The sequence below is a fragment of the Aestuariivirga sp. genome (genome assembly GCF_044239095.1).
In the GTDB taxonomy this organism is placed as follows: domain Bacteria; phylum Pseudomonadota; class Alphaproteobacteria; order Rhizobiales; family Aestuariivirgaceae; genus Aestuariivirga.
In genome coordinates this window covers 1-9,602 of record NZ_JBIICB010000159.1, presented here as the reverse complement: position 1 = coordinate 9,602, position 9,602 = coordinate 1, and the positions used below count along the sequence as shown (strand labels likewise).

Annotated in this window: 8 protein-coding genes; 4 read left to right on the top strand and 4 right to left on the bottom strand. The window is 66.6% G+C overall.

The window, feature by feature from the left end; genetic code table 11:
- A partial coding sequence (locus ACILRA_RS14275) for an MATE family efflux transporter (RefSeq protein WP_395662762.1) occupies nucleotides 1-486 on the bottom strand: 486 nt, incomplete at its 3' end.
- Between the two features lie 47 nt (nucleotides 487-533).
- Between ACILRA_RS14275 and ACILRA_RS14270 the strand changes: the two genes are divergently transcribed.
- A complete protein-coding gene (locus ACILRA_RS14270; RefSeq protein WP_395662761.1) occupies nucleotides 534-3,002 on the top strand; it encodes a ligase-associated DNA damage response DEXH box helicase in 2,469 nt (822 codons plus the stop codon).
- Nucleotides 2,995-3,672, top strand: coding sequence for a ligase-associated DNA damage response endonuclease PdeM (pdeM, locus tag ACILRA_RS14265; protein ID WP_395662760.1), 678 nt, complete (start codon nucleotides 2,995-2,997; stop codon nucleotides 3,670-3,672). Before ACILRA_RS14270 ends, pdeM begins: the two co-directional genes overlap by 8 nt.
- On the opposite strand, the gene ACILRA_RS14260 is transcribed toward pdeM, so the two are convergent.
- Together ACILRA_RS14260 and ACILRA_RS14255 are read right to left on the bottom strand one after the other, a co-directional pair.
- On the bottom strand, nucleotides 3,665-4,129 hold the full coding sequence (locus tag ACILRA_RS14260) for a DUF3429 domain-containing protein (RefSeq protein ID WP_395662759.1): 465 nt from the start codon (nucleotides 4,127-4,129) through the stop codon (nucleotides 3,665-3,667). The genes pdeM and ACILRA_RS14260 overlap by 8 nt on opposite strands.
- 45 nt (nucleotides 4,130-4,174) lie before the next feature.
- A complete protein-coding gene (locus ACILRA_RS14255; RefSeq protein WP_395662758.1) occupies nucleotides 4,175-7,312 on the bottom strand; it encodes a peptidoglycan-binding protein in 3,138 nt (1,045 codons plus the stop codon).
- A gap of 270 nt (nucleotides 7,313-7,582) precedes the next feature.
- Between ACILRA_RS14255 and ACILRA_RS14250 the strand changes: the two genes are divergently transcribed.
- On the top strand, nucleotides 7,583-8,020 hold the full coding sequence (locus tag ACILRA_RS14250; RefSeq protein WP_395662757.1) for a MerR family DNA-binding transcriptional regulator: 438 nt from the start codon (nucleotides 7,583-7,585) through the stop codon (nucleotides 8,018-8,020).
- A gap of 77 nt (nucleotides 8,021-8,097) precedes the next feature.
- Nucleotides 8,098-8,949 carry an NAD(+) diphosphatase gene (gene nudC, locus ACILRA_RS14245; RefSeq protein ID WP_395662756.1) on the top strand — a complete coding sequence of 284 codons (852 nt, stop codon included), beginning with the start codon at nucleotides 8,098-8,100 and terminating at the stop codon, nucleotides 8,947-8,949.
- Between the two features lie 7 nt (nucleotides 8,950-8,956).
- On the opposite strand, the gene ACILRA_RS14240 is transcribed toward nudC, so the two are convergent.
- The coding region (locus ACILRA_RS14240) for a prephenate dehydratase domain-containing protein (RefSeq protein ID WP_395662755.1) at nucleotides 8,957-9,602 on the bottom strand (646 nt) is incomplete at its 5' end.

Genomic DNA, 9,602 nt, shown 5'->3' with positions numbered 1-9,602 from the left:
CTTGGCGCGCGACTGGCCGATGAACCAGCCCAGGATGCAGTAGTTGGCGAGGGCAGCGGGGGCCGACCAGATGCGGTAGTTGAAATAGGTCTCGCCATGCTGGCGGATTTCGGCCGAGCCGCCGACGAGGCCGAAGCCCGCCTCCCGGATCAGCGGAGCAAGAAGGATGAGCCCGGCGCCCGCCACCACGCCGATCATCAGTGCACGGACCAGAACGGCAACCAGCTCGGTGGTGTCCCCCGCCCCCAGCGCCTGGGCGGACAGCCCGCCGGTGGACAGCCTGAGAAAACCGAACCCCCAGAAGATGAAGCTGAAGATCAGCGCGCCGACCGCAATGGCGCCGATGTAATAGGGGTCATCCAGCTGGCCGATCACCGCGGTGTTGACGACGCCGATCATCGGCTCCGAGACGTTGGAGAGCATGATCGGCACTGCAACGGTCAGGACCGAACGGTGCGTCACCGGGGATTTGGGATCGAAGGACATGAGGCGGTGTTGCTTCTGCCCGCGCCCCAAGTCAAGCTGGCAGCCCCATGAGCCTGCCGCAGCGCTTCCTTGACTGGTTCTCCGCCCGGGGCTGGACACCGCGCCCGCACCAGCTGGCGGTGCTCCGGCATGCCGGGGCGCGCCAGAGCGTGCTGCTGATCTCGCCCACCGGCGGGGGCAAGACGCTGGCGGGGTTCCTGCCGAGCCTCACCGAGATCACCCAGCACGGACAGGGCGGCGGCATCCACACGCTCTATGTCTCGCCATTGAAGGCGCTGGCCGTCGACATTGCGCGCAACCTCGAGGCGCCGATCGCGGAGATGGGGCTTCCCGTGAGGGTGGAGACGCGGACGGGCGACACGCCCCATGCCAGGCGCCAGCGCCAGCGCCAGAAGCCACCTGACATCCTCATCACCACGCCGGAGCAGGTGTCGCTGCTGATCGCCGACCCGCATGCGGGGCATCTGCTGAAGGGGCTGAGGACGGTGATTCTCGATGAACTCCATTCCATGGTGACATCGAAGCGGGGGGTTCTGCTGTCACTCGCCCTGTCACGGCTGAGGTCGCTTGCGCCGGACGCGATCCACATTGGGCTGTCGGCCACCGTGGCGGACCCCGATGCGCTGCGGGCATGGCTGGTGCCTGCCGGAACCTCCCCCGCGCCGCTGGTGCTGGGGCAGCCGGGGGCGAAGCCCTCGATCCGCATCCTTTCCTCCGTCGAGCGGGTGCCGTGGTCGGGGCATTCAGCGCTCTATGCGATCCCCGAGATCTATGCGGAGATCAGACGCGCGAAAATGACGCTGGTCTTCGTCAACACCAGGTCGCAGGCGGAGGTGGTGTTCCAGGCGCTGTGGGAAGCCAATGACGACAACCTGCCGATCGCCCTTCACCACGGCTCGCTTGACGTGGCGCAGCGGCGGAAGGTGGAGGCCGCGATGGGCGAAGGCCGCCTGCGCGCGGTGGTCTGCACCTCTACCCTCGAACTCGGCATCGACTGGGGGGATGTCGATCTGGTGATCCATGTCGGAGCGCCGAAGGGATCGAGCCGGCTGCTGCAGCGGATCGGGCGTTCGAACCACAAGCTGGACCTGCCGTCGCAGGCGCTGCTCGTGCCTTCCAACCGCTTCGAGGTGCTGGAGTGCCAGGCAGCGCTGCAGGCGGCTGAAGAAAATGCTCAGGATACGGAATATCCCATGGTGCTGAAGCATGACGTGCTGGCCCAGCACATTCTGTGCCGGGCCTGTGCGGGGCCGTTCCACCCTGACGATCTTTTCGCCGAAGTCAGCAGCGCCTGGACATACCGCAGCTTGAGCCGCGAGGATTTCGACAAGGCTGTCGACTATGTGGCGACCGGCGGCTATGCGCTTCGCGCCTATGAGCGCTATGCCAAGCTGAAGGTTCAGGCTGATGGAACGCTGCGCCTGTCTCACCCGCGGCTGGCCACGTCCTATCGCCTCAACATGGGGACCATCGTCGAGGACGAGATGCTCAAGGTTCGCCTCGCCCATGTGAAGCGGCGGCTGGGCAAGCGCGTGGTGACGGGCGGGCGCGTGCTGGGCGAGGTGGAGGAATGGTTCCTGAGCCAGCTGACCGTGGGACAGACCTTCATGTTCGCGGGCGAGATCCTGCGCTATGAGGGCATGGACGAGTCCGGCGCGCTCGCCACGCGCTCCAATGCCAGGGAACCGATGGTGCCGTCCTATCAGGGTGGCAAGTTCCCGCTGTCCACCTATCTGGCGGGCCGTGTGCGCGAGATGCTGTCCGACCCTTCGCAATGGAAGGCGCTGCCGCCGCAGGTGAAGGGCTGGCTCTCGCTGCAGCGTTTCCGCTCCGTGGTGCCGAAGGCGAGCCAGATGCTGGTCGAGACATTCCCACGCGCGGAGAAGCACTACATGGTGTGCTACCCCTTCGAGGGACGGCTGGCGCACCAGACGCTGGGCATGCTGCTGACCAGGCGGCTGGAGCGCGCCGGGATGCAGCCCTTGGGCTTTGTTGCCTCCGAATATGCGCTCGTCATCTGGATGGTGCGGGATCTCTCACTGTCGATTTCAGCGGGCCGGATATTGCTTGGCCGGCTGTTCGACGAGGACATGTTAGGCGACGACCTGGAGGCGTGGCTGGCCGAATCCATGCTGATGAAGCGCACCTTCCGCTATGCCGCGATCATCGCCGGGCTGATCGAGCGGCGCCAGCCGGGCCATGAGAAGACGGCGCGCCAGATGACGGTGAACACCGACCTCATCTATGACGTGCTGCGCACGCACCAGCCAGACCACATATTGCTGCGCGCGGCCTGGGATGACGCGGCCGAAGGGCTGATCGACGCCTGGCGGCTGGGCGCCATGCTGCGGCGGATCAAAGGCCAGATCCTGCACAGGGCGCTCGACACCGTATCACCGCTCGCCGTGCCGGTGCTGTTGGAGATCGGGCGCGAATCGGTCTACGGCGAGGGCCATGATGCCCTTCTCGCCGAAGCCGCGGATGAACTCCTCGACGAGGCCACCCGGCTTGTCTAGGTCACATCGCATCAGCCTGGGCGGCGTGGACTTCATTCCCAGCCTGTCGGGCGCGCTCTATGCGCCGGACTTCGGGGCGCTGCTGGTGGCGGACCTGCACCTCGAGAAGGGAACGAGCCTTGCCCGCCGCGGCGTGCACCTGCCGCCCTATGACACGCGCGAATCGCTGAACCAGCTGAGTGCTGCGCTCGCTGAGGTGCGGCCCGCGCGGCTGATCTTCCTGGGCGACAGCTTCCACGACGGCAATGCACGCGACCGGATCGACGCGGGCGACCTTGCGGTTCTGCGCGCCATCACCTCATCGGTGGAGACGGTGTGGATTACCGGCAACCATGACCCGGCCCCGCCGCAGGACATCGGCGGCAGCATCGTGGAAGAAATGGCGCTGGGCCCCGTGATGCTGCGCCATGAGGCGGGAACGCTGCGGGCGGAGGAGGCTGAAATCTCGGGCCATCTCCATCCTGCCGCGACCGTGCATGCGCGCGGGCACAGGATCCGCTGCCGCTGCTTCATCGCCAACGGGCAGCGCATGGTGATGCCAGCCTTCGGCAGCTACACCGGCGCGCTCAGCGTGCGGGCGGAGCCCTTCACACGGCTGTTCGACGGCTTCGACGTCTGGATGATCGGCACAAAGACCATTCACCGCTTTTCCGGCAGCAAGGTCAGGTGACGAGCACGGCCACGAGCGCTGCCGTGAGCGAGATCACCGCGCCTGCCGTCAGCAGCATACGCAGCTTGCCGAACCAGGCCGGAAGACGCCCCGCCTCGACGCTTGTCACGTCCCACAGCGCCTGCATGAGGAAGCCCGCGATCAGCAGGGTAAGGGCGGGCACCGCCGGAATGAACATGGCGGCAAGCCCCGCGAGGGACCCCAGCACGCTGGCCCCGAACTCAAGGCCCTGGCGGCGCGTGTCATAGGGGCCGATGGCCGTTCCCCAGCGAATGCCGCCAAGGAAGGACAGGATGATCGCCCCGTAGCTGATGATCAGCTTGAGGCCCAGCTCCGGCGCAAGGCTGGGAAGCAAGGACCACAGCGCGGCGGCGCCACCAAAAAATGGAATGAGCCCGGCGAGGCCGAGCAGCAGCGCCGCGCCGGGAATGGAGATCGAGGAATTCCGTTCAGTCATGGCGCCAGTGTGGCCTGCCGCGCGGGCGAGGACAAGCGGGCAGGCTTAACCTGCCCTGTCACGCATCTCGGCAATGACTTCGGGCGTGATTGCTCCCGTGACCTCAAGGCCGGACAGCTCCTGGAACTGGCGAATCGCGGCGACGGTGCGGCTGCCGAGCTTGCCATCGGGCGCGCCGACATTGAATCCGAGTTCGAGCAACAGCTGCTGCGCCTCGGCCACGAGACCGGCGCCCGGTGGCGAGGGCAAGTCGGGCTCGGCCACGCCGGAGAGAAGCACCGTGGATTCAGGGTCCTGCCATGCGGGGTCGAGGACCGCCACGGCATTGGCATCGTCTTCGCTGGGTTCGGGCGTCCAGGCGGCGAGCCGCTGATCGATGCGCAACAGGGCCTCGCGCCCCAGCCCCTTGGCCAGTGTTACGGCACGCGCCGCGGCATCGCTGTCGCCCTGAAGGGCGGCAAGGCGATACCAGAAGACGGCCTCTGACTGGTCCTGCCTGACGCCCTTGCCGCTCTCATACAGGATGGCGAGATTGAACTGGCTGTCACGGAGCCCGCGACTGGCAGCATCCGAGAACAGCGCGAAGGCCTTTGCGTGGTCAACCGTTCCGGCCTCGCCGCCGAGGCTGATCACGGCGGCATTGTACATGGACTTGACGTTGCCCTGGCGGGCGGCACGCTCATACCAGGACAGGGCGAGCGCGTAATTCTGCGCAACGCCCTTGCCAAGCTGGAGAAGGGTGGCGAGGCGGTATTGCGCCGGGGCCAGGCCGGCGGCTGCCGCCTGCCCATACCAGAAGACAGCCTTGGCGGGATCCGCGGCGGTGCCGATGCCGTCGAGGTAGCGGCTGGCGACGATGAATTGGGCTGCGGCATCACCCTTCACCGCGGCGCTGCGCAGCGCCGCCGTTCCGGTCTCCGGCGGCGGCAGCACGGCCCGGTTGGCCACGTCCGCCTTGGAGAGGGACGCCGTGCGGATGGAATCGGCCTGCAGGTCGACGCGGCCCTGACGCTGGGACGTGGCGCCCGGCTGCGAGGGCTGTTCAATGGCGGCGGGCGGCGAAGGAGGCGGGGCGGACCTCCTGACCAGCGCGTTGTAGGCGAAGGCCGAAACCACGGCCAGCAGGAGGACACCGGCCAGCAGCAGACGCCGCCGGCGCGCAGTCTTGCCGGGATCCTTCGCCACCGGGCGGAGCGGGTCGATGCCAGCCGGGGGGCTGTCTACCGGGTCGCGGTCATAAAGACGGCCCAGCACGGATTTGCGGCCCTGCGGCTTCTGCGGCGGCACTGCGGGGCCGAATTCCGCCCGCAAGGCCGAGGGCCGGGAGGCTGCCGCCTGTGCGGCGCGGCGGGCGGCGGCGATGAAGTCGTCTCCGGTGGAGAGCGGTTCCGCTTCGGGGGCGGCGGCGGCGGCGGCAGGCTCGGGCATGTAGGCGCGGGCGGTCTGTTGCAGGCTGGGCTGCGGTTCAGGCGCGTATGTTGGCGCGGGGGCTGGCGCAGGTACCGGCCGGGGTGAGCCCCTCTCAAGCTCGGCGATCTTCTCCACGATCTGCGACAGGGTCTCGTGCACCGCGGCGAGTGTTTCCTGGTTGCGGAGCTCAGCGCCCGCCGCACTCTCACGAGCGGCGCGAAGCCCCTCTTCGAGCGCCATCAGCTCCGGCGAGCGGCCGCTCGGCATTCCCGAAGCGAGCATGCGCTCCACGGTGCGGCTGGCCGTTTCCTCGGCGGTCTGGCTGGTGATCTCCCTGCTCTGCTCGAGGCTGTCATAGAGCCGTTGGATCGCGTGCTCCATGGTCTCGATGTGGCGGAGCTGATCCTCGGTGCGGCCGACGCGCTCACTCAGTGCGGTGATGTTCTGCTCGATGAGGGCCATGGCCTGCGGATCGCCGTTAAGAACCATGGCCTGATCCACGCGCTGGCCGATTTCGGCCAAGCGGGCTTCGATGTCCATGACATGGGCCGTGCCGCCCGTTGCCGCCGCGACCTGGTCAAGCCTGAGGCCCAGCTCGTCCAGCCGCCGGTCCACCTCGGCGAGGGGATAGGCTTCGGGAGCCTGGGAGACCCGGCTGGAGAGATGCTCCACGGCAATCCGCAGCGCATGAAGGTCGCGCTCGGTGGCGGAGCTTGCCCTGATTTCATCCATGCGCCTGGACAGACCGCCGATCTCGCCCTTCAACTGGCCGATCTCAGGCGTGGCAGCGGCGGTGGCCGAGGCTGCCGCCTGGGCCTCCCTGAGGCTGGCGAGCACGCGGGTTTCAATCTCCCGCAATTCGCTGCGGGCGACACCCGCGGCCGCACTCTGGGCCTGCTTTACCACCTGGTCGGCGGAGGACTTCACGCTCTCGATGCGCTCGGCGATCTGCCCCAGCTCACCGCGAAGCTGCTCAGGCAGGGCGGACTGGAGGCTGCTCTCGGTGCGCTGCAGACGGTTCGAGAGCTCTGCCACGCGCGCCTCGAGCTGGGCGATCACCGGCGCGGTGCGCGGCTGATCCTCGCCGGGGCGGCCGATGGCCTGCTCCGCCAGTTCGCTCAGCCGGTCCTGCATGGCCTTGAGCGAATCGCGGGTGCGCCTCTCGCTGATCTCAATGTGCTCAACGACGTTGCGGATCGCTGATTCGAGGGCGGAATAGCCAGGAACGTCCTCCGGCCGGGCAAAAGGCTCCGCGCGCGGCTGCATGGCGACCTGCTGCCCCATGATGGAGAGCCGCTCGTTCACCGCCGTGAGGGCCTCGACCGTCTGGCGCTCGTTATCGTCGATTCGTTCCAGCAGGCGGGCGAAGGCTTGCTCATCCTCCGCGCTGCGCCCGCGCTCCGGCTCGAAGGGCCTCACCGGCGCAGACTGGCGTTCCTTCTGGGCGAGATCGGCCAGTTGCCGGGCAATGTCCTGAAGCCTGGACGCGCTATCGTCCCGGCGGGCAGCAGCAGCAGGCTTGCGCTGCGGATCGTCCCGGAGGACGCCACCAATGGATGGCGGGTCTGTATCTTGCGGGGTTGCGGACAAGAAGCTTACCTTAGGATAGCCGTCACGGACGAGGACCGAATCAACGGTATTCCCGTTCTGGTCGAGAATAACGCCATTTAGCCATTCCCCCAAGGTCATTCCGGCACGCCTTGCCGCGGTTTTGGCGGCAGCGCGCACCTCTGGGTCTATGCCCTTGACGCTCCATGGAATGCCGGGTCTCATGACGGTTTGTTCTCTCGACTTCAGCGCCCCGCCTGCCGGTTTTCACCAAATGGTCACGATAAGGAGCGCGGGAATTTCTTGTCCAAGCGTTAACTATCTTGGTAAAGATTCAGTTAAGCATTTGATACCGGACAGGATTCGCTTGCGCAGGACGGCAGGCGAGAGGCCGGTTGCAAGCCGGATTGACGCAAGGGTATACACGCCGGGCAGAATGGGACTATACGTATGGTCAACGGCAAGGGCCGGCATTTCCGATTGGAGCGTGAGATCATGACTGTGACAGACACCAAAGAATCCTCGAACCGCGACCGCACCTACTCGATCACCGAGCTTTGCCGCGAGTTCGACGTCACCCCGAGGACGCTGCGGTTCTATGAGCAGAAGGGCTTGCTGCACCCCGCGCGGCGCGGCTGGACGCGCCTGTTCAGCTATCGCGACAGGGCGCGGCTGCAGCTTATCCTGCGGGGCAAGAAGGTTGGCTTCGCCCTTGAGGAAATCAAGGAAATGCTCGACCTTTACAATCTGCGCGACGGGCAGCTGACGCAGTTGCGCATCGCCTCCACCAAGATGCGCGAGCGGCTTGAGGCGCTGCGGAATCAGCGGGTCGAACTCGAAGACGCGATTGCCGACCTCGAGCGCACGGTCGTCGTCGTCGACGGCATGCTGAAGGAGCGCGAGGGCGCCCAGCCCAAGGCAGCCATTAGCTGACCTTTCCGAAAGCAGCTTGCGGATGTGGAGCATCCGGGTGAAAACCCGGGTGCTTTTTTGATGACCGGACCCTTTCAATGACGCTTGCCTATGTGACGAACCGGCTGGACCGCCGCGCCAATGACCGGCCAAATGCCACCTGGCTGGCGGACCTCCAGCAGCGCCCCGATGTGAAGCTGGTCCGCATCGCGGGCGATGCCACCCTTCTCGAGGGTGGCCGCCTTGCGACATCACCGGGGCCCATGCCGGAGCTGACCGTATTCCTCGGCCTTGATCCGGCGGGAGCGCCGTGGTTCGCCTGCAAGGCGGAGCTGGCGGAGGGCTTCCGGGACCTGAGGAGCCTGGCGCTCGAGGAGGCGCTGCCCGCGGAGGAACTCGGTCTCCTGGCGCAGGCGCGCTCGCTGATCCAGTGGCATGAGCGGCGGAATTTCTGCTCGAACTGTGCCGCCCGGCTGGAGATCGCAGATGCCGGATACCGCCGCCATTGCCCATCCTGCGGCATGGACCATTTTCCGCGCACCGACTCCGTCGCCATCATGGTGGTGCGGCACGAGGGCAGCATCCTGCTCGGCCGGCAGAAGGCCTGGAAGCCAGGCATGTTTTCCGCCCTCGCAGGCTTCATCGAGCCGGGCGAGACGATCGAGGATGCGGCGCGCCGCGAGGTGTTCGAGGAGGCAGGCGTGCGCGTGGGCGCGGTTCGCTATGTGACAAGCCAGCCCTGGCCCTTTCTTTCGAATCTGATGATCGGCCTGATCGGCGAGGCCACCACCCGCGAGATCGTGCTCGACGAGAACGAACTCGAGGAGGCGCGCTGGTTCAGCGCGGAGGAAGCGCGCATGATGATCGACCGTACGCACCCGGACGGGCTCTACGCGGCGAACCCCTATGCCATCGCCCATGAGCTGGTGCGGGTGGCGCTGGAGGGTTGAGCGAGGCTCAGGCCAGTTCGAAGCGTTTCGCCAGCTCGGCGCGGTGGGGGGACGCCTTGTAGATGCCGAGCACGCGCAGATAGCTGGTGAAGAACTCCAGCTCCTCCATGGCGAGGCGCACGTTGCGCTCCGAGGGGTGGCCTTCGATGTCAGCATAGAACTGGGTAGCCGAGAACTGGCCCTCGATCTGATAGGATTCGAGCTTGGTCATGTTGACGCCATTCGTCGCGAAGCCGCCCATCGCCTTGTAAAGGGCGGCGGGAACGTTGCGGACGCGGAAGACAAAGGTGGTGATGACGGGCTGGTCCTCGGGCTCAGCGTCCTGGGGCGTGGCGGACAATACGACGAAGCGCGTGGTGTTGTGGCTTTCGTCCTCGATGTTCTCACGGATGATATTGAGGCCGTAGATCTCGGCCGCGAGGCGCGAGGCAATGGCGGCGCGCGTCGGGTCACGCAATTGCGAAAGCTCACGCGCGGCGCCGGCCGTGTCGGCTGCCACCACGGGCTTGAGGCCAAGCTCACGCATCACCTTGCGGCACTGGCCCAGCGCATGAACGTGGCTGTGCACCGTCCTGACGGATGACGCATCGGTTCCCGGCACGATCATCAGCTGGTGGTGAACGGGGAGGAAATGCTCACCGATGATGTAAAGA

Excerpts from the sequence above, each read along its gene's own strand:
- ACILRA_RS14260 (WP_395662759.1), bottom strand. The coding sequence starts at position 4,129 with ATGACTGAACGGAATTCCTCGATCTCCATTCCCGGCGCGGCGCTGCTG.
- ACILRA_RS14255 (WP_395662758.1), bottom strand. The coding sequence starts at position 7,312 with ATGAGACCCGGCATTCCATGGAGCGTCAAGGGCATAGACCCAGAGGTG.
- ACILRA_RS14250 (WP_395662757.1), top strand. The coding sequence starts at position 7,583 with ATGACTGTGACAGACACCAAAGAATCCTCGAACCGCGACCGCACCTAC.
- nudC (WP_395662756.1), top strand. The coding sequence starts at position 8,098 with ATGACGCTTGCCTATGTGACGAACCGGCTGGACCGCCGCGCCAATGAC.
- ACILRA_RS14270 (WP_395662761.1), top strand. The coding sequence starts at position 534 with ATGAGCCTGCCGCAGCGCTTCCTTGACTGGTTCTCCGCCCGGGGCTGG.